The 19,308-nt window shown below is 70.9% G+C and carries 22 protein-coding genes; 10 read left to right on the forward strand and 12 right to left on the reverse strand.

The window, feature by feature from the left end; all coding sequences use genetic code 11:
• Nucleotides 1-587: 587 nt before the first annotated feature.
• Nucleotides 588-956 (forward strand): ArsR/SmtB family transcription factor, encoded by a 369-nt coding sequence (locus IG94_RS0133130; protein WP_031045997.1) that lies wholly within the window; start codon nucleotides 588-590, stop codon nucleotides 954-956.
• A 10-nt stretch (nucleotides 957-966) separates the two neighbouring features.
• On the opposite strand, the gene IG94_RS0133135 is transcribed toward IG94_RS0133130, so the two are convergent.
• From IG94_RS0133135 to IG94_RS0133145, 3 genes are read right to left on the reverse strand one after another with little or no spacing between them, the layout of a single operon-like run.
• Nucleotides 967-2,031 (reverse strand): ArsO family NAD(P)H-dependent flavin-containing monooxygenase, encoded by a 1,065-nt coding sequence (locus IG94_RS0133135; protein WP_031046000.1) that lies wholly within the window; start codon nucleotides 2,029-2,031, stop codon nucleotides 967-969.
• A gap of 58 nt (nucleotides 2,032-2,089) precedes the next feature.
• A complete protein-coding gene (gene arsB, locus IG94_RS0133140) occupies nucleotides 2,090-3,199 on the reverse strand; it encodes an ACR3 family arsenite efflux transporter (RefSeq protein WP_031046004.1) in 1,110 nt (369 codons plus the stop codon).
• Nucleotides 3,196-3,504: an ArsR/SmtB family transcription factor gene (locus tag IG94_RS0133145; RefSeq protein WP_019324863.1), complete on the reverse strand. Its 309-nt coding sequence runs from the start codon at nucleotides 3,502-3,504 to the stop codon at nucleotides 3,196-3,198. Before IG94_RS0133145 ends, arsB begins: the two co-directional genes overlap by 4 nt.
• A gap of 92 nt (nucleotides 3,505-3,596) precedes the next feature.
• Here IG94_RS0133145 and IG94_RS0133150 point away from each other — a divergent pair, with 92 nt between their 5' ends.
• Nucleotides 3,597-4,010 carry an arsenate reductase ArsC gene (locus IG94_RS0133150; RefSeq protein WP_031046009.1) on the forward strand — a complete coding sequence of 138 codons (414 nt, stop codon included), beginning with the start codon at nucleotides 3,597-3,599 and terminating at the stop codon, nucleotides 4,008-4,010.
• An 890-nt stretch (nucleotides 4,011-4,900) separates the two neighbouring features.
• Here IG94_RS0133150 and IG94_RS0133155 read toward each other — a convergent pair.
• Entirely contained in the window at nucleotides 4,901-5,311 is a 411-nt protein-coding gene (locus tag IG94_RS0133155; RefSeq protein ID WP_031046011.1) for a PIN domain-containing protein, read from the reverse strand.
• Nucleotides 5,308-5,529 (reverse strand): type II toxin-antitoxin system VapB family antitoxin, encoded by a 222-nt coding sequence (locus tag IG94_RS0133160; protein WP_031046014.1) that lies wholly within the window; start codon nucleotides 5,527-5,529, stop codon nucleotides 5,308-5,310. The genes IG94_RS0133155 and IG94_RS0133160 overlap by 4 nt, the downstream gene beginning before the upstream one ends.
• A gap of 177 nt (nucleotides 5,530-5,706) precedes the next feature.
• Between IG94_RS0133160 and IG94_RS0133165 the strand changes: the two genes are divergently transcribed.
• Both IG94_RS0133165 and IG94_RS0133170 read left to right on the forward strand, forming a co-directional pair.
• Nucleotides 5,707-6,399 (forward strand): TetR/AcrR family transcriptional regulator, encoded by a 693-nt coding sequence (locus tag IG94_RS0133165; RefSeq protein ID WP_031046017.1) that lies wholly within the window; start codon nucleotides 5,707-5,709, stop codon nucleotides 6,397-6,399.
• Nucleotides 6,400-6,562: 163 nt separating this feature from the next.
• Complete coding sequence (locus IG94_RS0133170; protein WP_031046019.1) at nucleotides 6,563-7,702, forward strand: FAD-dependent oxidoreductase; 1,140 nt, start codon at nucleotides 6,563-6,565, stop codon at nucleotides 7,700-7,702.
• An 86-nt stretch (nucleotides 7,703-7,788) separates the two neighbouring features.
• On the opposite strand, the gene IG94_RS0133175 is transcribed toward IG94_RS0133170, so the two are convergent.
• Both IG94_RS0133175 and IG94_RS0133180 read right to left on the reverse strand, forming a co-directional pair.
• Nucleotides 7,789-8,685: a helix-turn-helix domain-containing protein gene (locus IG94_RS0133175; RefSeq protein ID WP_031046022.1), complete on the reverse strand. Its 897-nt coding sequence runs from the start codon at nucleotides 8,683-8,685 to the stop codon at nucleotides 7,789-7,791.
• Nucleotides 8,682-9,491 (reverse strand): peptidoglycan-binding protein, encoded by an 810-nt coding sequence (locus tag IG94_RS0133180; RefSeq protein WP_043485313.1) that lies wholly within the window; start codon nucleotides 9,489-9,491, stop codon nucleotides 8,682-8,684. The genes IG94_RS0133175 and IG94_RS0133180 overlap by 4 nt, the downstream gene beginning before the upstream one ends.
• A gap of 347 nt (nucleotides 9,492-9,838) precedes the next feature.
• Here IG94_RS0133180 and IG94_RS39825 point away from each other — a divergent pair, with 347 nt between their 5' ends.
• The 3 genes from IG94_RS39825 to IG94_RS0133195 all read left to right on the forward strand — a co-directional run bounded on the left by IG94_RS39825 (nucleotide 9,839) and on the right by IG94_RS0133195 (nucleotide 11,418).
• Nucleotides 9,839-10,213 (forward strand): hypothetical protein, encoded by a 375-nt coding sequence (locus IG94_RS39825; protein ID WP_157852374.1) that lies wholly within the window; start codon nucleotides 9,839-9,841, stop codon nucleotides 10,211-10,213.
• A gap of 114 nt (nucleotides 10,214-10,327) precedes the next feature.
• The gene (locus IG94_RS0133190; RefSeq protein ID WP_052410983.1) at nucleotides 10,328-10,711 is read left to right on the forward strand and encodes a hypothetical protein; all 384 of its coding nucleotides are present in this window, start codon (nucleotides 10,328-10,330) and stop codon (nucleotides 10,709-10,711) included.
• Nucleotides 10,712-10,875: 164 nt separating this feature from the next.
• The gene (locus IG94_RS0133195) at nucleotides 10,876-11,418 is read left to right on the forward strand and encodes a DUF1707 SHOCT-like domain-containing protein (protein WP_031046032.1); all 543 of its coding nucleotides are present in this window, start codon (nucleotides 10,876-10,878) and stop codon (nucleotides 11,416-11,418) included.
• A 37-nt stretch (nucleotides 11,419-11,455) separates the two neighbouring features.
• Here IG94_RS0133195 and IG94_RS0133200 read toward each other — a convergent pair whose 3' ends face one another.
• The 3 genes from IG94_RS0133200 to IG94_RS0133210 are packed head-to-tail and all read right to left on the reverse strand — an operon-like array spanning nucleotide 11,456 to nucleotide 13,981.
• Nucleotides 11,456-12,619 carry an oxygenase MpaB family protein gene (locus tag IG94_RS0133200; RefSeq protein ID WP_031046034.1) on the reverse strand — a complete coding sequence of 388 codons (1,164 nt, stop codon included), beginning with the start codon at nucleotides 12,617-12,619 and terminating at the stop codon, nucleotides 11,456-11,458.
• A gap of 26 nt (nucleotides 12,620-12,645) precedes the next feature.
• Nucleotides 12,646-13,698 (reverse strand): polyprenyl synthetase family protein, encoded by a 1,053-nt coding sequence (locus IG94_RS0133205; protein WP_031046037.1) that lies wholly within the window; start codon nucleotides 13,696-13,698, stop codon nucleotides 12,646-12,648.
• Nucleotides 13,691-13,981, reverse strand: coding sequence for a hypothetical protein (locus tag IG94_RS0133210; RefSeq protein WP_031046040.1), 291 nt, complete (start codon nucleotides 13,979-13,981; stop codon nucleotides 13,691-13,693). The genes IG94_RS0133205 and IG94_RS0133210 overlap by 8 nt, the downstream gene beginning before the upstream one ends.
• Nucleotides 13,982-14,182: 201 nt before the next feature.
• Between IG94_RS0133210 and IG94_RS0133215 the strand changes: the two genes are divergently transcribed.
• Complete coding sequence (locus tag IG94_RS0133215) at nucleotides 14,183-14,665, forward strand: DUF5990 family protein (protein ID WP_224326350.1); 483 nt, start codon at nucleotides 14,183-14,185, stop codon at nucleotides 14,663-14,665.
• Nucleotides 14,666-14,767: 102 nt separating this feature from the next.
• Here the strand turns inward: IG94_RS0133215 and IG94_RS0133220 are convergent, their stop codons facing one another.
• Nucleotides 14,768-15,292, reverse strand: a complete 525-nt coding sequence (locus IG94_RS0133220) for a hypothetical protein (protein WP_107060768.1) — start codon at nucleotides 15,290-15,292, stop codon at nucleotides 14,768-14,770.
• 338 nt (nucleotides 15,293-15,630) lie between these two features.
• Between IG94_RS0133220 and IG94_RS0133225 the strand changes: the two genes are divergently transcribed.
• A complete protein-coding gene (locus tag IG94_RS0133225; protein WP_031046046.1) occupies nucleotides 15,631-16,869 on the forward strand; it encodes a serine hydrolase domain-containing protein in 1,239 nt (412 codons plus the stop codon).
• Nucleotides 16,866-18,431, forward strand: coding sequence for an alpha/beta hydrolase (locus IG94_RS0133230; protein ID WP_031046049.1), 1,566 nt, complete (start codon nucleotides 16,866-16,868; stop codon nucleotides 18,429-18,431). The genes IG94_RS0133225 and IG94_RS0133230 overlap by 4 nt, the downstream gene beginning before the upstream one ends.
• Before the next feature lie 48 nt (nucleotides 18,432-18,479).
• Here IG94_RS0133230 and IG94_RS0133235 read toward each other — a convergent pair whose 3' ends face one another.
• Entirely contained in the window at nucleotides 18,480-19,307 is an 828-nt protein-coding gene (locus tag IG94_RS0133235; RefSeq protein ID WP_043485320.1) for an SDR family NAD(P)-dependent oxidoreductase, read from the reverse strand.
• Nucleotide 19,308 lies beyond the last annotated feature (1 nt).

Genomic DNA, 19,308 nt, shown 5'->3' on the forward strand with positions numbered 1-19,308 from the left:
GTATCCGAGGTCCAAGACCAGGCGGAAGCCGTATGCCTCCAGCAGGAAGCCGCTCGCTGCCCGTCCTGCCTCCGGCCAAGCACCACACGTTCCCAGCACGGTTAGGGAGTTGCACATCGGCACATGCTTCCACGATGGAGTAGGCGGAACCGTCAGTCGGGCGCCAGCGGACCCGGTGCTGTCACTACTCGCGGGAATCGAACACGGCCCGGTGCGAGTGCCTGCCGAAGCGGTGAACAATCGCTGTCACAACTCGTGAACAGAGCCACGGCACGAAGGCGACATGGACCGACGGCGCCACCGAGGAGATCGACACGATCGTCCTGGCCACCGGCTACCGACCCGACCTCGGCTATCTGCGCCCGCTCGGCGCCCTCGACTGCGACGGCCAACCGCGCCACCGGGAGGGCCTGTCGACCACCCATCCCGGACTGGCGTACGTCGGCCTGGAATGGCAGCGCAGCCTCTCCTCGAACTCCCTGCGCGGGGTCGGCAGGGACGCCGCCCGCGTCGTACGGCGCCTTGTCGCCCATCTCGACGCCCGCTGACTCTGGCTGGGCTAGTTCGACATGTGTCAACATAGACGTATGTCGAATGCCAAGGCACTGCCGCTGCTGGAACGATCCGAGGCCCCCGTCGCCGCGGTGCCGTGCTGCCCGCCGTTGAGCGAGCGTCCCTTCACCGCCGAGGAGGCCGAGCGCACCGCCCGTATGTTCAAGGCGCTCGGCGACCCCGTGCGGCTGCGGCTGTTCTCGGCCGTCGCCTCGCACGAGGGCGGCGAGGCATGCGTGTGCGACATCTCCGACGTCGGTGTCTCGCAGCCGACCGTCTCCCACCACCTGAAGAAGCTCAAGGAGGCCGGCCTGCTCACGTCCGAGCGGCGCGGCACCTGGGTCTACTACCGGGTCGAGCCGTCGGTACTGGCGGCGATGGGACAACTGCTGGCCGTTCGGTAGCGCACGCGGATCACCTTGCACCTTCGAGAAGCCCGGCGATCTCCCGCGCTGCGTCGCGGGCCGGCCGTCCGACGCCGATGAGCGTGGCGGAGGCGGGGCCCGTCCAGTCTCCGTATCCGAGGAGGTGCAGCCGGGGGTCCGCCACTGCACGCGTGCCTTGGGTGGGGATGTGGCCGCGCGGGCCGCGCGGGCCCAGGGGTGACAGGTGGGAGAGGGCAGGCCGGAAGCCGGTGCACCAGATCACCACGTCGGCGGGCGCTCGCGTGCCGTCGACCCAGGCGACGCCGTCGCGGTCGAGGCGGGCGAACATGGGTGACGCTTTGAGCCGCCCGGCGTCCCGGGCCTCGCGCACGGGCGGTACGGCGACGACGTCCCCCAGCGAGGCGACGCCTCCGGTGTCGGTGCGGCCCTCGTCGAGGGCGCGACGTCGGGCGGTGGCCGCGTCGAACAGGGCGCGGCCGTCGATGTCGTCGGCGAGGTACCGGGGCGGACGCCGGGTCACCCAGGTCAGTTCGGTGTCGTGGGCGAGGTCGGCGGCGATCTGCGCGCCGGAGTTGCCGCCCCCGACGACGATCACGCGTTGGCCCGCGAAGTCCCGCGGTCCGCGGTACGAGACGGTGTGCAGTTGCCTGCCCTGGAAGTCGCCGCGGCCGGGGACGGCGGGGAGGAAGGGACGCCACCAAGTGCCGGTCGCGCTGATCACCGCGCGTGTGTACCACGGGCCGGAGTCGGTCTCCACTCGCAGCAGCCGGCTGTCGGCGTGCACGCCGATCACCCGGACGGGTCGCTGCACCGGGAGGTCGTATCGCTTCTCGTAGTCGCTCAGGTAGGCGACCAGGTGCCCGGCGTCCGGGTACTCCTGGCCCGACTGCGGCGGCATGAGGCGGCCGGGGAGCGAGGAGAAGGCTGCCGGGGAGAACAGGTGGAGCGAGTCCCAGGTGTGCTGCCAGGCCCCGCCCGGGGTGGCCTGGGCGTCGAGGACGACGAAGTCGAGGCCCAGGCGGCGCAGGTGGTAGCCGGCGGCGAGCCCTGCCTGACCGCCGCCGATCACCACCACGTCGGAGTGCTGTGTCATGCCGCCTGCGCCGCCGCGCACGTGATGGACCGGACGGTGCGGGCCGTGAGGCAATGCATCAGTAGCCTCTGCCCTCGGTGGTCGGAGCGGACGGGGTGAACTTCTTGCGCCAGGCCAGCGAAACATAGACGAGGCCGATCAGGACGGGCACCTCGATGAGCGGACCCACCACGCCGGACAGGGCCTGGCCGGAGGTGACACCGAAAGTGGCGATGGCGACGGCGATGGCCAGCTCGAAGTTGTTGCCGGCGGCGGTGAAGGCGAGGGTGGCCGTCCGGTCGTAGGCGAGGCCGATCGCCTTGCCCAGCAGGAAGGTGCCGAAGAACATGACCGCGAAGTACACCAGCAGCGGCAGCGCGATGCGGACCACGTCCAGCGGCTGCGAGGTGATGGTCCTGCCCTGCAGGGCGAACAGGATGACGATCGTGAACAGCAGGCCGTAGAGCGCCCACGGACCGATCCTCGGCAGGAAGCGGGACTCGTACTTCTCGCGGCCGAGCCTCTTCTCGCCGATGCGGCGGGTGAGGAAGCCCGCGAGCAGTGGAACACCGAGGAAGATGACGACGTTCAGGGCGATCTTCCACATGGAGATGTCCAGGCGTTCGCCGTCGCCCAGACCCAGCCAGCCGGGCAGCAGGTCGAGGTAGAACCAGCCGAGCAGACCGAACGCCAGGACCTGGAAAACGGAGTTGAGGGCGACGAGTACGGCGGCGGCCTCGCGGTCGCCGCAGGCGAGGTCGTTCCAGATGATGACCATGGCGATGCAGCGGGCCAGGCCGACGATGATCAGGCCGGTGCGGTACTCGGGCAGGTCCGGCAAGAAGATCCAGGCGAGCGCGAACATCACCGCCGGGCCGACGATCCAGTTGATCACCAGCGACGAGGCCATGAGCCTGCGATCGCCGGTGACGGCGTCGAGCCTGTCGTAGCGGACCTTGGCCAGGACCGGATACATCATGACCAGCAGGCCGACGGCGATCGGCAGGGAGATGCCGCCGATCTCGACCCTGGCAAGGGCGTCGTCCAGACCCGGGATGGCTCGGCCCAGGCCGAGGCCGATGGCCATGGCGATGAGGATCCAGACGGCGAGGAAGCGGTCGAGCGTCGACAGCTTCGCGACGACGGAGGGCTCCTCGGTGGTCGTCGCGGGGGCTTCGGTGCGGGTCACGGACAGGCCCTCTTGTTCTCGACGGCGTTGCGTGCGGAGTCGGCCAGGTCGGCGAACTGGCCGGCGAGCGAGGCGATGACGTCCGGGCGGAGCCTGTAGTACGTGTAGCGGCCGCACGGCTCGGTTTCGACGACGCCGGCCTCGCGCAGCACTCTCAGGTGGTTGGAGAGGTTGGTCTGCCGGGCACCGGTCTCCTCCACGAGGTGGGTGGTGCACAGCGTCTCTTTGGCGAGCAGGGTCACGATCCGCAGCCTGAGCGGGTCCGCCAGGACCCGGATCAGGTCAGTGTCGACTGACGTCATCATGCACTGATACTCTCACATCAGTGGTGACTGACACCATCGGGCGCTGATGCCATGCGCGCCTGATGCCGTCTCGAGACAAGAGAGACCTCCTGATGCCCGACAAGCCTTCCGTGCTGTTCGTCTGCGTCCACAACGCCGGCCGCTCGCAGATGGCAGCCGCGTGGCTGACCCACCTGGCCGGGGATCGCGTCGAGGTCCGTTCCGCCGGATCCAACCCGGGCGAGAACGTCAACCCGGCCGCCGTCGAGGCGATGCGCGAGGTCGGTGTCGACATCTCCGCCGAGGTGCCAAAGATGCTGACCGTGGACGCGGTCAAGGAGTCCGACGTCTGCATCACCATGGGCTGTGGCGACACGTGCCCGGTCTTCCCGGGCAAGCGCTACTTGGACTGGCAGTTGGAGGACCCGGCCGGCCAGGGCGTCGAGGCCGTCCGCCCGATCCGCGACGAGATCAAGGTGCTGGTCGAGGGCCTGATCAAGGAGATCGCGCCAGAGCCGCAGTCATGAGCAACGCCCGCAGCCCGCACTCGGATCGACCATGGCCTCACGACAGATCGCCTACTTGAGCCGGCGTACACACCTCGGAGCATCCACGGCCCCGGGGCACCGATAGCGCGCAGCGCAGCAACCAACCCGTCGGCCTTCCCCACCACCGATACTCGACAAAACCTCGGTCCAGGCTCGCGTCACGTCGCCGAAGTCCAGCAACAGCCCCCGGACCTGCCGGAGCAGAACGCGCAGGACCACAACACCCGCGACGCCTCCGAGCCCCATCCCGATCCACCACATCGGCCGCCTCCTCGCCCAGAACCCCAGGCTGCCTGCGGCGAAGATCGAAGTCTGTGCCCAAAGAGACGCTTTTTGTGATCTTGGCATCCTCGGTTAGGAGTGTGCACACGCAAGTCACCGTGGCAGCGGTGCTCCCCCGCCAGGCATTCCTCATCGCCAAGTGCCCAGCGGCCCTCCGCGAAGCAGCGCCGACCAGCCTCGTGCCCACAGCGTGCCCATACGACCGGACAACAACGGTAAACAGCGGCGCGGAACAGGTAGCCGAAAACGCGCTCCAGAATACGTAGCCGCAGGTGAGAGGTGATCTCACCCGTGAAGCGCCGTCGCTTCCCAAGCTGAGAGCGCGAGTTCGATTCTCGTCACCCGCTCCATGAGTGAGGCCCAGGTCAGAGACCTGGGCCTTTTTGTCGTTTGCGCTCGCGTACCGCCGCGGGCAGTGCGCAAGGCACCGTTTCCACGTACGCATGGAACGGTCTGTCAATTCGGGCTTCCTGTCTGAAGGCAACGATCACGCGGCTAAACAGAAGTCTCAGGCAGCGGATGCACCAGCCCCCTACGACAGCCCCTCGCCACCCGGAATGCGCCACTCGTCGGGCGACGAAGGTGTGTCAGACGACGTCGTTGACGTTGTGCTCGTTCAGGTCGGATGCGTGCCGGGCGACAGTGCCGTAGTCGGCATCGTCGTGGAGGACAGTCAGGCCGTGGTGGGCGGCAGTGGCTGCGATGACAAGGTCTACTGCCGAGGCACTGCGGTGCTCCCCGGCCTGAGCCATACGGTGTTGCACCGCGCTGATCCAACGCCCTGCATTCTTCGGCACCGCCGCATCGGGATAGAGGTCGGAGAACATTTCCGCGATCTCGTCGTACTCGCTGCGATTCCGGGCGCTGTACAGGAACTCGGTGCGTTGCACGTAGCAGGATGCGATGGCTCCGGCATCGATCGCGTCGTGCCAGGCCGATTGCAGGTTCGCATCGCGGAGCAGCCTGACCAGGCCGGACGTATCGAGCAGGTACATCACCGGCTGCGCTTCTCCACCCTGTGCAGGCGCTCGGCGTCCTCGACGGCACCCCACTCGCGGGCACGCTCGAAGTGACGGCTGATGCGCGCCGCACGTTCCTGCTGCTCGGCGTAGAAATGCAGAGCGAGATTGACCGCCTCCTTCTTGGTCCGGACATGGGCCAGAGCCATGGCGCGCTCCAGGGCGTCGTCATCGATGTCGATCTGGGTCACGGACATAACCTCGCCTCCCAGGCAATGTTGGTGATGTACATAGAAGAATACGTCACCAACATTAGCCGGGCCACATGCCGGCCCCGCCCCGCGTATGGCTGTACCGGACGCCCCACGGGCTCCTCACGCGTGCCTCACCTCGGGTACGCAGCGAGAGGCGAACGTGTTCGTTACGATCGGTGCATGACTGTGAGGAGAGAGCCGATCAGCCGCCGGGAGCGGCCCGCGAAGCCTGCGCTGTCCCGGCGCTGGATCGTGGACACCGCCGTGCGGGTCATGCGCGCCGAGGGGCTGGAGAAGGTCACCATGCGCCGCCTGGCCAAGGAGCTGGACACCGGCCCGGCCTCGCTGTACGTCTACGTGGCCAACACCGCGGAACTGCACGCGGCCGTGCTCGACGCCCTGCTGGGCGAGGTCGACCTGACCGGCGGAGGCGCGGGGGGCGACTGGCGCGGGCAGCTCCGCGCCGTACTGGCCTCCTACACGTCCGTGCTGTTCGCGCATCCGCAGCTCGCCCGGTCCGCCTTGGTGGCACGCCCCAGCGGCGTCAACTACCTGCGCCTGGTGGAGCGCGTCCTGGACCTGCTGTCCCGCAGCGGCGCCTCCCGTGACCAGGTCGCGTGGGGCGTGGACAAGCTGCTCCAGGACGCCACGGCCACGGCCGCCGAGCAGTCGGCGCAGGAACACGACCCCATGACCGAGGACGACTGGAACGCCACCACCCGGGCCCTCCACTCCGTGGACGAGGCCCATCCGGCCATCAGGGCGCACATGCCCGCCCTGGTCAGCGGCTCGCCCGAGGACCGTATGGGCTGGAGTTTCGACGTTCTGGTCAACGGCATCACGCGTACCCCCGTCCCCGGCACGAACGGCTGAAGCCTGCCCCGGCGACCGTCCGTCCGCGAATGGGTGGGCGGTCGTGTCGGGACATGCCCACTGGCGAACTTGTACGTGACGAACGTGTTCGTTACCGTGGACCGTGTCCGGTCTTCCCGAGCCGCAGGTTTCCCGCGTACTCGGTCAGTCAGCAGGAGGACCCATGAGTACCCATCACCCCGTCGCGATCATCGGCGGAGGCCTCGGCGGCCTCACCGCCGCCCGCGTCCTGCACGTCAACGGCGTCCGGGCCGCCGTCTTCGAACTGGAGGCGTCCGCCGCGGCCCGCACCCAGGGCGGCATGCTCGACATCCACGAGGAGAACGGCCAGAAGGCGCTGCACGCCGCCGGCCTCCACGAGGACTTTCTCAAGATCGTCCACGGGGGCGGCCAGGAGATGCGCCTGGTCGGCCCGGACGCCACCGTCCACGTCCGCGAGCAGGACGACGGAACCGGCGCCCGCCCGGAGGTGGACCGCGGCGACCTGCGCCACCTGCTCCTGAACTCGCTGCCCGACGGCACGATCCGCTGGGGCAGGAAGGCCACGGCCGTCCGGGCGCTGGGCGACGGCCGCCACGAGGTGACGTTCGCCGACGGCTCCGCCGTCACCACCGACCTCCTGATCGGCGCCGACGGGGCCTGGTCCCGGGTACGGCCCCTGCTCTCCGCCGCCACGCCCGCCTACACCGGCATCTCCTTCGCCGAGACCGACCTGCACGACGCCGACGCCCGGCACCCACGCGGCGCCGCCCTCGTCGGAGGCGGTTTCTTCATCAGCCTGAGCGAGGGGCGCGGTTTCCTCGCGCACCGCGAGACCGACGGCAGCCTCCACGTCTACGCCGCGCTGAAGGCCGACGAAGACTGGCTGGACACCGTCGACTTCACCGACCTCACCGCCGCCAAGGCCGCCGTACTCGCTCGTTTCGAAGGCTGGCACGAGGACCTGCGCGGCCTGGTCGCCGGCGCGGACACGGTCACCCCGCGCCGCATCCACGCGCTGCCCGTCGGACACCGCTGGGAGCGGACCGCGGGGGTGACGCTCCTCGGTGACGCCGCCCACCTCATGTCCCCCTTCGCCGGCGAGGGCGCGAACCTGGCCATGCTCGACGGTGCCGAACTCGCCGAGACGATCGCCGCTCACCCCGGCGACACCGAGGCCGCGCTCGCCTCGTACGAACAGGCCCTCTTCCCACGCAGCGAGGCGTCCGCGGCCGAGTCCGCCGCCAGCCTGGAGACGATGTTCGGCGACCGGGGACTGGAGCGAATGATCGAGTTCTTCACCGCCGGGCCGGCGGCCGGGTGACCGCGACCGGCCGCAGGCCGCTGCATCCGGCCCCACGCCCAGCAGTGCGCCCCCGCAGACAGCCGGTTCTTTCCCGGCGTCGGGCGTTACGCGCGAGGGCTTGACGCCGCGGAGGACGAGGGTGGCTCGGTCGTGGTGGCGGTCCCGTCGACGCGGGCCTCGAAGCACTCGCGTTCGCCGTCGGGCGCCGCGGGCCGGAAGCAGGCCCGGACGGTGCTGCCGGGACCGACTTCCGTCATCTCGGTGTAGACGAAGGCCGCCGCGTCCTCCTCGTTCCTGATGCGCACGTCGTGGGTCGGGCCGCCTGCCGTGACGTCCACCCGGTCGCCGATCTCGGTCCCCCAGGTCCGGACCCAGCTCGCACCGCACTTCGTGCTGTGGCGCAGCTCGACGTGGGCGCCGGTGGCCGTGCGGTGCGAGGCGAGGGTGTCGGGGCCGATGCCGCAGATCAGGCGCATCGGGTCCCGGCCCTCGCAGGCGGCTCCCTGGCATTGGGGAGCGAGGGAGAACGGGACGGAGGCCGTCGGCGGTTCGTCCTCCCGCGCCTCCGAGTCCGGCAGCAGGAGGAACAGCAGGGCCGCGGCGCCGCCGACGATCACGGTGTACGCCGATGCCAGCGCCAGCAGCAGCCTGCCCCTGGCACGTCGCCGGCCGGCCCCGGTGGGCGGCGGCGCCTGCTGGGGCGGTGACTGGGGCGGCTCGTCCGTGGAAGGGGTGGGGGCGGCGGGCGCTGGGGGCGTCGCGCGTCCGCTCCAGTGCGACTCGGCGATCTCCCACAGGGCCAGCAGTCGCCCGTCCGGTTCGTTCGCGAGTCGGCACAGGTCCCGTACGGCCTGGCGAGGGGGCAGGCTCTTGCCGTTGAGGTAACGCTCCCACGAGGACTTGCTGTACGGCGTTCGCTCCGCGAGCGCCGCCAGGCTCAGTCCTGATCCGGCCTTCAGCTCTCGCAGGGCCGCGACCAGCCGGGTGTGTTCCGTGGTCACTGGGGCGCCCCCTCCCGCAGGGCCTGCCAGGTGGGCGGGTCGATGACCCCGTTCACGATCAGCCCGCCGCGCTTCTGCATGCGCTCGACCGCTCGCCGGGTCTTCGGACCGAAGACGCCGTCGATGTCGCCCGGTTCGGAGCCCGCCCGTTGCAGCAGGCACTGGGCCTCGGCCACTTCGAGCCCCATCTGGGTGTTGGACAGGAGGATGTCGGTGGTCCGGCTCAGGCCCGCGTACCAGCGTCCGTCGCGCTGCTCCAGCTCGCAGGTGTAGATGACCGGCACCATGGACTCCGACACGGTGGCCACGGCCGTCGCGGCGACACCGGCGCGTTCGTCCGCGAGCTGGGCACGGGCCTCGGTGAGCCGCACGGCCAGCAGCAGCGCCGCGGTGACGGACAGCGCCGTCACCACGGCCGCCGCCGTGACCGCGACGCGCAGGTGACGCCCCTGCCGCTGCTGTTCGGTGGGGGCGTGTTCCGGTGGCGCAGGGCCATCATCCGGGGCGGGGGCGGCGGCGGGGGTGGTGACCGCCCGTCCTTCCGACCAGCGTTGGGCGGCGATCTCGTGCAGCACCAGCAAGCGGTGCGGATTGTCCCCGCCGACGCGGGCCATCGACTCGACGGCCTCGCGGGGCGGCAGAGACCTGCCGTTCAGATACCGCTGCCAAGACTTGGCGCTGTACCCGGTCTTCGCGGCCAGTCCGCGCTTGCTCAACTCGCTGCGATCCTTGAGCCTCCGCAGCCGCACGATCAGGTGGCGGACGTCTGGATGCAGTTCTGCGGGCAGTTCCCTCCAGTGCGACACGCTTCTCCCACTCGCGTTCGGGACCCCCCGGGCCCGCCCCCGTACCTCGGTCTCATTCTGCATCAGCCATCACGGGTGTACAGCGCGGAACTCCGGTCCGGCGCGGCTCCGCCCTGTCGCGGACGCAGCCCTTCCGTCCCGTCGCGGTCCCGTTGCGGGGACGCGCAGGGCGACGTCTGCGCAGGTCAACGCGCGGGATGTCTCGGGACGGGGCCACTTCTGCGTGGGCTGTGGTCAGCGGTCGCGCCGACCCCGCACGCTCATGGGGCCTTCACCGCCGTGGCCGGGATCGGCGCCGGCGGCACAGGTATCCCGTTCGATGCACAACTGAGCAAAGGAACAGGTCATTGAAGAAGCGTGTGGGTCCGCGAGGCTGGCTGACCGCCGGTGTGGCCGCCTCGGTTCTGGCCGGGGGGTCCGTGGTCTTCGGAGCGTCCCCCGCGGCGGCAGCCGCCTGTGGCGCGTCGCTCAGCGTCAAAACGGCGGGAGCTTCGGCCGCGTGGGACGTGGCGTGCGACGCCGGCCACATCCACGTCGTCGGATGGGTCAAGGACACCGACAACGACGGCCAGTGCGCCCGGGTGCGCGTGGAGTACGCCGACGGGGACAAGTGGTACAGCCCGCGGGCGTGCCCCGAGGGAACGAAGGTCGGCTTCGCGTCGCCCTGGAGCAGCACCAAGTCCCAGATCATCAACGCGTATCTGTACGAGTTCGACGTCTGAGCGCGCGACGGGCGGCCCCGCTGCTGCCCGGAGAAGGCTGATCGAGGACTCCGGCGTGTGCATCGCCTGGCCCCCGGGGCCCTGGGAAGAGACCACGAAAGTAAGGAACTCGGAGTGAAGGCTTCACGGAAGATCCGCACGCTTACCGCCGGCGCGGCGGCCTCCCTCGTTCTGGGCGTCGGTGCGACCCTGCTGACCGCCGGCCCTGCCGCGGCTGCCGGCTGCGGGGCCACCCTGAACCCCAAGACGTCCGGCGCCGAGGCGTTCTGGGAGGTGACGTGCCTCACAGAGAGCAACGGGACCAAGAACGTGGGGATCGTCGGATGGGTCAAGGACACCGACAACGACGGCCAGTGCGCCCGCGTCAAGGCGACCTTCCCGAGCGGGACGACCTACTACAGCCCGCAGGCCTGCCCCAAGGGCACCAAGGTGAACTTCCACTCCGGCTGGCGCAAGGGAGCGATCGTCGACGCGTACCTGTACGAGTTCGACGTGTGACGCCCTGAGCGGGACGCGGGACGCGGGACGCGGGCCGCGGGACGCGGGCCGTACGGCAGCCGGGGCGGGGCGGGGGCGGGCAGGATGTTCCTGTCCGGCCCCGCGCCGGCTGCCGCCGGTGCGACCGGGGTTCCACCGCGCCGACTCGGCAGTACGGTGAAAACGTGGCCTCCTTACCGGAAGAAGCGCCGTCGCCGATCGGTGAAGACGATCGTGATGCAGCCGTGCGGCGCCTGCGCGAGGCGTACGCCGAAGGGCTCATCGCCCACGAGGTGTTGGACGAGCGCCTTCACCAGGTGCTCAGCGCCACGACGCGCGGCGCACTCGCGTCCGCTCTGGTCTCTCTCCCGCAGGAGCCCCCGGCACGCACGGCCACGATCGGCGCCGCCGGCGGACGGATCAAGCGGCGCGGCGCGTGGCGGGTGCCTCGGGTCCTCAAGGTCGAGTCGGCATACGGACGGGTGCGCCTCGACCTGTCCCGGGCGATCATCGAACACCCGGTCGTCGACATCGAGCTGCAACTGGGGACCGGCGGGGCCAGGATCACGGTGCCTCGTGACGCGGTGGTCGACGTCGAGGACCTGAACACTGGTTGGAAGGACCTGCGCTACAGGGTCCCGCGGCGTTCCCGGCCCGGCGGGCCGGTGATTCGCTTGCACGGGGCCATGGGGTACGGACGCTTGAGGATCCGCCACACCCTCCGTTGAGGCCCCGCCCGGTGCCGCCCTGCCGGCACCGGTCCGGTCAGGGCGTGACGGTCGGGGCGGGAGGCGTCCACCTGTGGGTGCGGGGTACGGCGCCGGTGACGCCGTAGTCCTTCTTCAGTTGTTCCGGGATGGCGTAGTGCATGACGCGTCCGCGGGTGAGTGAGGACAGCTCGAAGATGGTGGTGAGGTGTCCGAGGCGGTCCAGGGCCCAGGCACCGAGCGGGGAGCGGTCCTCGATGGTCTCCAGGACGCCGAGCAGGGTGGGGGCGGCCTTGACCACGCTGTCCCAGGCCGTGCGGGGCACCCGGAGCCAGTCGGCGCAGGTGTCGCCGATCAGGTAGCGGACGAGTGCGGAGACGATCGGGTCGAAGAAGGTGCCGGGGACGACTTCCTCGTAGAGGTCGATCAGCTGCCGGGTCAGGTGCGCGCCCTCGTCGGACGGCCCCATGTGGCGGAGCATGTAGAGGTCCTGGAACTGCCGCGCCTCCTCCAGCGTCCTGGGTACGGCGTCCTGGTCGACGCCGAGGATGGCACCGACCACCCGCCATGCGTAGTAGTACGCCTCGGCCCCTTCGGTGGACATGTGGATGCCGAGCCGGTGGAGACTGTCCAGGACGAGCAGGGAGAAGAACAGCTGCCCGCCGATCATGTCCTCCTGGCAGATCGGCGTGCCGTGTGCCTCGCTGTCCCAGCGGTTCTCCCGCTTGAGGTGGTGGCGGATGGAGGCGTGCAGCAGACGGACCTTCTGGGCGGCGGGGATGAACCGGCCGCCCGCCTCGAAGGCGTCGGGCTGCATCAGGTAGACGGTGAACTGACCGGTCTCCGCCATCCGTTTGGACGGGTAGTTCAGCCCGTGCGTGGCGGACAGCAGTTTCGCCACGTGCGGGACGACGTAGCAGGCCGGCATCGCGGCGAAGGAGAGCGCGGTGGAGATGTGCACGTTGTTGTCGATGAAGAACAGCCGTGCCTTCTCCATCTCCCCCCAGTCCACCCACGCCGGCGGCACACTGGTGGCCTGCAAGTACTCGCGGGCTACTTCCGGCAGGCCGTCGGGCAGGGGCGTACCGGCGGTGGACACGTAGCGCATCAGGGAGTTGAACGTGCCCACCTCCCCGCGTTCGAACAGAGTGGCCACGACGGCGTCGGCGAGTTCGTCGCCCGCCTGCCGCAGCGAGTCCATGGATGCTTCGCTGTAGGTCATGGTGTCTCCGGGTGGTCCGTGCGTGGTCAGTGCAGGCGGTCTGTCGCGGAGCGGGCGAGGTCGGCCAGGGCGCACCGGGCCTGGCGCGGCAGGTCCATCCCGTGCAGGGCCCGGGCGGCTGCCTCGGTGCGCGCCGTGATCATGTGCTCGATGCGCTGGGGAGCCTTCAGTTCGGTCATCAGCGAGCGCACGGTCGCGAGGTGGCGGTCGTCGAGGTCGTCGCGTCCGAGGAGCGCGCGCAGGTGCTCTCGCTGGGTGCCGTCGGCGGCCTTCCACGTCTCCGCCAGCAGTGCGGTGGGCCGGTGGCCGCGCACGTCGTCGAGGGCGGCCTTGCCGGTGCGGTCGGGATCGCCGAAGAGGCCGAGCAAGTCGTCGCGCAGCTGGAACGCCTCGCCCAGGGGCAGGCCGTAGGCGGAGTACCCCTCCCGCAACTGCCGTGACGCACCTGCGAGCAGGCCGCCGAGGAGCAGAGGCTGCTCGACGGTGTACTTGGCGGTCTTGTACCGGATGACCTTCAAGGAGTCCTGTGTGTCCGGCGGGCCGGCGGTGCGCAGGATCTCCAGGCACTCGCCGGCGATCAGTTCACGGGCGAGAGCCGACCACAGCGGCCGGGCCCGGGCCAGATAGGCGGCCGGCAGGCCACTGGAGGTGAACAACTGCCCGGCGAGGGCCATCAGCAGGTCACCCACCAGCATGGCCAGCGAACGCGCTGCGGCCGCGGCCCCGGGGCGGCCTCGGACGGGCTCCAGAAGGGCGATGTGCGCGGTGGGGCGGCTGTGCCGTCGAGGGCTGTCGTCGATGAGGTCGTCGTGGACGGTGGCGGCGGCGTGGACCAGTTCCATGGAGGCCGCCGCCCGCAGGAGAGCCTCGCTGTCGGGCTGTCCGGCCGCCCGCCATCCCCAGTAGCAGAACGCCGCTCGCAGCCTCTTGCCGTGCGCGGCGGCGAGCCGCACCTGTTCGGCGACCGGTTTCAGATCGGGGTCGATCGAGAGCAGTTCGTCGGTCTCCGCCGTCAGGAAGGCGGACAGGGTGTCGTCGACGCGGGCCTTGAAAGCGGCCCGGTCCCAGGAGTCAATCATCGCCGTCCGTGTCGGCCGAGGCGGCCGAGCGCGTCACCACGTGCTGCGCGAGTACCTCGAGATGGGCCGGCTGGGCCGAGTACCGGTCGAGAGTGAGCCGGCCGCGGGCCATCAGGTCCTGCTCGGCGTCCCGGGCCAGGTCGGCTGCGTCCGAGCGCCGTACCAAACCCTTCAACGCGCTGGTCGCGGAACCGATCGTGCTGAATGCCAGGTCCGCGAGACCGGCCACCAACAGTACGGCCTGCTCGTCCAGGCCGCCTTCCTGTCGCGACGGTTGGGTCATGCTGCAACTCCCCGAGCAGTCGGAACTTCCGTGGACGGCGAACCGGCGCCCCGTGGGACAGCATGCCGACATGAGTGCGACGAGCACGCCTCATTACCGTATTGAGTGACAAGACCGAACAGATGACCACGAGGCTCGTCGCGGAGCAGGGTCACGGGGTCCCCGCTCCGCGGCGGCCGGGCCGGCGGGATGATGGGCCGTATGCGTATCCGCATTGACGCCGTCGGTCTGCCCGGTCTCGTCTGCCCGGTCCTCGTCGGTGGCAGGGTTTCCGAGTACCGCAACGTCCATGTCGCCGTGCAGCGCCGCGACCGGCCGGGTGAACTCCTCGCGCCGCAGCCCGGTGACGCGCGGTCCGCGAGCTGGACGCTGGAGTGCACCACGAGCGTCTCGCCGGACGGCATCGAGGTCCAGGGGCCCTACGTGCAGGACCGTCTGGGTCATCGGTTCGTCTACCTGTCGTGGGGCACGGTCGACGACGCGGGCGCCTTCACGATGTTCCGCCGCGCCAAACTGATGCTCGACGCCGTCCCCGCCGACGTACTCGCCGCCGCGCGCGGCGGACTGCTGGCCGGACGGCTCGGCCTGACCGACGCACAGGGCGGGCCCCTTTGCGCGCGGGTCCGGCCTCCGGACATCACCTGGACCGCCGAGCGCGCCGGACAGGGGGACACACCGCGGTGAGGGCGGCGTAGTCGCGCACCAACCCCCGGGTCGTCGACCCGGGGGTTGGTTGCCGCCGCCCGGCCCCGTACGGGGCGTTCGGGCGGGAAGGTGAGTGGGGCGTCAGCAGCGCGTGTCGGTGGTTCCCGAGTACGTGGTGTCGCTCCCCGCCGGCTCCACGGCGCCGCCCGCGGAGGTGCAGTCGCTGACCGTGTCGGTGCCGCCGGACCAGTATTCCTGGCCGTTGTCCGCTTCCCAGCTCTCGGTCCCGAATTCGTGGTTCTGGGTGTAGCTCCAGACACCGGCGCTGACGGTGTAGTCGTCTTCCTGGTCGACGAAGTCCTGCCAGAGCCAGACGTAGCTGTAGTTCTCCTTGCACTCGGGCGAGTAGAACTGCTTCACGGAGGCGATGGTCGTGCCGTCGCGCTTGATGTAGCCGGTCTTTCCGATCTGGTGGGCGTCGTCGCAGACACCGCCGGCCTGCGCCTTCGCGCTCAGGGGATTTCCTTCGGGGGTGGCCGCCGTGGACTTCGACGCGGAATTCTCGGAAGGCGCAGGTGCCGGCCCGCTGCCTGCGAGAGCAGTGCCCGCCGGGAGCATGACGAAGGCAGCGGCGATTACGGCTGTGACGATCCTGCGTGAACGCACGAACTTTCCCCTTTGCATGATGTGCGGCGACCTCAGTACGGCTCTATTGGTGCGGGGGTATCTCCTTCCGTACGCGTCCGGAAGGGGACGGACACCAGCCGAAGGCCGATTCCGACAGTGAAGAGGGAAGGCGTCGGCGAAGGGTTGCGACGCGTGCCGATATTCATTGTTCTCTCAGACGGGGAGTTCTTTCGTCGTCAGTCGAAGGCGGCTCCTAGCAAGGGAGGTTTCAGCTGTCCAGGAGGGCTGCTCCCGGGTTTTCGGTCGGGGCTGCCTCCGCTGCGAGCGCCTGCCTGCCGGAGGGACCGCGGGGCCGTCCGTGCCTACTGTGACGTGGCATGTCAACCTTCTTAGCGGCTTCACGGAGCGGCAGACGCGTGGGACTGCCGGCTCTGGTCACGGCCTCCGTGCTGGCGGCACTGGCGACCACCGTCCCGGCGGCGAGTGCGCGGGCGCCGGGTCCACCCGTCGGGGGCGAGTGCGGCGGGCAGGAGCAGACCCGCCGGGCGGTGCGCCTCCTCACCGAACACGACGGCATACCCGGCGCCGCGGTGCTGGTGAACGACCCTGCCACGGACGGGCGTTGCGGGCGCTGGACCGAGGCCGCCGGGACGGCGGACCTGCGGACCGGGCGCCCGATGAACAGCGCCGACCGGCTGCGCGCCGGCAGCGTGACCAAGACCTTCACCGCGGCGCTCGTCCTCCAACTCGTCGCCGAGCGGCGCCTCTCGCTGGACGAGCCCGTCGAGCGCCGGCTGCCCGGACTGATCCAGGGGCACGCGCACGGGTACGGGCACGGGTACGACGGAGGGCAGATCACCGTACGGCAACTTCTGCAGCACACCAGTGGGTTGCCCGACTACCTCGAAGCTCCCGAGTGGGAGGACTACGAGCAGTTGCGGTACCGCCGCTTCGAGCCCCGCGAGCTCGTCCGGCGCGCTCTCGAACTGCCGCCCCCGCAGGGCGCCTGGCACTACGCCACCACCAACTACCTCGTCCTCGGCCTCCTCGTCCGCGAGGTCACCGGCCGTTCCCCCGAGGCGGAGATCGACCGCCGGTTCATCAAGCCCCTGGGGCTGCACGACACCTACTGGCCCGGTGACGACCCCCGTGTCCAGGGCCCCCACTCCCGCAGCTACTTCGTCGGCGGCGACGGCCGGCGCGTCGACGGCACCGACTGGAACATGACCTTCGCCGGGGCCGGCGGCGCCCTGGTCTCGTCGCCGGGCGACCTGACCCGGTTCGCCGGCGCCCTGCTCGGCGGCCGGTTACTGCCCGCGGCCCAACTGGCCGAGATGCAGCGCACGGTGGAGGCCGACCCCGACCGCGTGTGGCCCGGCGCCCGCTACGGGCTGGGCCTGATCTCGACGCCGCTGTCCTGCGGCGGGACGTGGTGGGGGCACGCCGGAACCGTGCCCGGCGGACACCGGGCCCTGGTCGCCGTCGGCCCCGGCGGCCGGAGCGCCGCCGTCGCCCTGAACACGGTGCCCGACTCGCTTCCGGCCGAACTCGACTTCCTGGACGTCGTCGACAAGTCCCTCTGCGGGGGCAGGTCTTCAGAGAGGAACTCCGCATGATGCGCTTCCCGCGCCATCGGCCCGGCGCCCGCACCGCGGCCGGGATCGCCCTGTGTCTGGTCGGGGCGTTCGGTGCCGCCGCGACGCCCGCGGCGGCGACCGGCACCGCCCCCGCGACGGCGGACCCGCTCGCCCGCTACCACCGGCAGCACCTCGACTGGAAGAGCTGCCTGCTCGGGCCCGACGACGACACCGGCAGGGAACTCCAGCAGGCGGGCGCCCAGTGCGCCGACGTCACCGTCCCGTTGGACTACGCCGAACCGGACGGCCGCACCCTCACCGTCGCGATCTCGCGGATCCGGGCCACCGACACCGCCCACCGCGTGGGCGCGCTGCTGCTCAACGGCGGGGGCCCCGGCGGACAGACGATCGGCGACCCGCCGTGGGTGCGCGCGGCGATGCGGCAGACCGGGGAGCGCTACGACGTGGTGGGCGTCGACCCCCGTTTCGTCGGCCGCAGCACACCACTGGACTGCCACTGGCCCACCGGCTCCTCCATACGCGGCGCGGGGACCGACCGTGCGGGCTTCGACCGCTCGGTGGCCATGGCCGAGGACCTCGCCGATCGCTGCCGGACGTCCCAGGGCGAGTTCCTGCCGTACGTCACCACCCGGAACACCGCGCGCGACCTGGACGTCGTCCGCGCCGCGCTCGGCGAGCGGAGGATCTCCTACCTCGGATACTCCTACGGCACCTACCTCGGCCAGGTGTACGCCACGATGTTCCCCGGCCGCACCGACCGCGTCGTACTCGACGGCGTCCTCGCCCCCGACCGCTACACCCCCCGGCTGCTGCGCGGCACGGAAGCGGCCAACCGGCACGCCCTCAAGGGCTGGGCCGCGTGGGCCGCCGCGCGCGACGCCGCCTACGGCCTGGGCCGCACGCCGGACCGGGTGCTCGCGACCGTGGACCGCGTCCAGGCGGCGGCCGCGCGTACGCCCCTGTCGATCGGCGGCCACCGGGTGGACGACCGGATGGTTCCCGTCCTCCTCCTCAACGGCCTCTCCCAGGACAACGACGCGGCCTACGGCGACTTCGCCCTGGCTGTCCGGGACATGCGCCGCGCCGCCGACGGCCGTAGGGTCGCGCCCTCGCCGTGGCTGGCCGAAACGCTCGGTTTCCTGATGAGCGGATCCGACTCCGCGTACGGCAGCGTCCAGACGGCGATCCTGTGCGGGGACGTGTCCGCGCCGCGCTCCCCCGAGGTGTACTGGCGCGACGTCCAACGCTCCCGCGCGAAGGACCCGTTGTTCGGTCCGGTCAGCAACAACATCACCCCCTGCGCCTTCTGGGACCGGCCGCGCGAACGCCCGACCGCGATCCGCGGCGACCTCCCGGCCCTGCTCGTCAACGCGACCGGTGATCCGCGCACCACCTACGACAGCGCGCGGTCGCTGCGCCGCATGTGGCCGTCCTCCCGCCTGGTCACCCTCCGCGGCGCGGACCAGCACGCCGTGTACGGAATCTTCGGCGACTCCTGTACCGACGCGACGGTCAACAGCTACCTGTCCACCGGCCGCCTGCCGGGCACGGACGTCACCTGCGACCGGTCGTCCGGCTGAGGGCCCCGGCCCTTTCACCGAAGGCCCCGGGGGAGACGACGGAGGCGGTCACGGCGTCCCCCGCCGGGCCGCCTCGCGGAGGGTACGTTCGGCCTCCGTCAGGCGGTCGACCGGCGTGGTGTCCCGCAGGCCAGGTACGCAGACCACGTCGCCGGTGTCCAGCGCGGCCAGCGACGCGTCGACGACCTGGTGCACCGGCATGCCGCCGTCCTCGTGCACCTGCTGTTCCCGGCCCTCGACCGGCTCCTCGCCGCGTGAGCGGTGGAACTCGGTGGCGGTCAGGCCGGGACAGAGCACCTGGACGTGCAGGGGTGTGCCGGCCAGCTCGGCGGCGAGGGTGCGGGTGAAGGTGACCACGTACCCCTTCGTGCCGCCGTACACCGCGCGTTCGGGCAGCGGTCCCGGTGGCAGGGACCCGGCGAAGGCCAGTTGCGAGGCCACGTTGACCAGGGTGCCGCGGCCGCGCTCCCGCATCGCGGCGACCGCCGACCGGGCCAGCACGGTGACCGCGAGGACGTTGACGTCCAGCACTTTCCGCAGGAGCGCGGGGTCGAGGTCGGCGAACGGGCCGTAGCCGTTGATCCCCGCGTTGTTGAGGAGGAAGCCGATGTCGTCGCCGGCGGCCCGGTCCGCCACGCGCGCCAGGTCCGCGGGGTCCGAGAGGTCCGCCACCAGGGTCTCCACCCTGGTGCCCGTCCCCTCCTCCCGCAGCCGCCGCGCGAGGTCGTCGAGCCGCTGGGCCCGCCTCGCCACCAGGACGGTGTCCCATCCCCGCGCGGCGAGGCGCCGCGCGTACGCCGCGCCGATGCCGGAGGAGGCTCCCGTCACCAGGGCCGTGCGTCCCTGCCGGGTGCTCTCGGCGCTCTCGGTGCTCACG

Source organism: Streptomyces olivaceus, assembly GCF_000721235.1.
Classification (GTDB): Bacteria; Actinomycetota; Actinomycetes; order Streptomycetales; family Streptomycetaceae; genus Streptomyces; species Streptomyces olivaceus.

What these genes read in the sequence shown, in the direction of transcription:
- IG94_RS0133130 (WP_031045997.1), top strand. Translation starts at nt 588, where the DNA reads ATGTCGAATGCCAAGGCACTGCCGCTGCTGGAACGATCCGAGGCCCCC.
- IG94_RS0133200 (WP_031046034.1), bottom strand. Translation starts at nt 12,619, where the DNA reads ATGACCTACAGCGAAGCATCCATGGACTCGCTGCGGCAGGCGGGCGAC.
- IG94_RS0133160 (WP_031046014.1), bottom strand. Translation starts at nt 5,529, where the DNA reads ATGTCCGTGACCCAGATCGACATCGATGACGACGCCCTGGAGCGCGCC.
- IG94_RS0133230 (WP_031046049.1), top strand. Translation starts at nt 16,866, where the DNA reads ATGATGCGCTTCCCGCGCCATCGGCCCGGCGCCCGCACCGCGGCCGGG.
- IG94_RS0133215 (WP_224326350.1), top strand. Translation starts at nt 14,183, where the DNA reads ATGCGTATCCGCATTGACGCCGTCGGTCTGCCCGGTCTCGTCTGCCCG.
- IG94_RS0133225 (WP_031046046.1), top strand. Translation starts at nt 15,631, where the DNA reads ATGTCAACCTTCTTAGCGGCTTCACGGAGCGGCAGACGCGTGGGACTG.
- IG94_RS0133135 (WP_031046000.1), bottom strand. Translation starts at nt 2,031, where the DNA reads ATGACACAGCACTCCGACGTGGTGGTGATCGGCGGCGGTCAGGCAGGG.
- IG94_RS0133150 (WP_031046009.1), top strand. Translation starts at nt 3,597, where the DNA reads ATGCCCGACAAGCCTTCCGTGCTGTTCGTCTGCGTCCACAACGCCGGC.
- IG94_RS0133210 (WP_031046040.1), bottom strand. Translation starts at nt 13,981, where the DNA reads ATGACCCAACCGTCGCGACAGGAAGGCGGCCTGGACGAGCAGGCCGTA.
- IG94_RS0133205 (WP_031046037.1), bottom strand. Translation starts at nt 13,698, where the DNA reads ATGATTGACTCCTGGGACCGGGCCGCTTTCAAGGCCCGCGTCGACGAC.
- IG94_RS0133145 (WP_019324863.1), bottom strand. Translation starts at nt 3,504, where the DNA reads ATGATGACGTCAGTCGACACTGACCTGATCCGGGTCCTGGCGGACCCG.
- IG94_RS0133170 (WP_031046019.1), top strand. Translation starts at nt 6,563, where the DNA reads ATGAGTACCCATCACCCCGTCGCGATCATCGGCGGAGGCCTCGGCGGC.
- IG94_RS0133165 (WP_031046017.1), top strand. Translation starts at nt 5,707, where the DNA reads ATGACTGTGAGGAGAGAGCCGATCAGCCGCCGGGAGCGGCCCGCGAAG.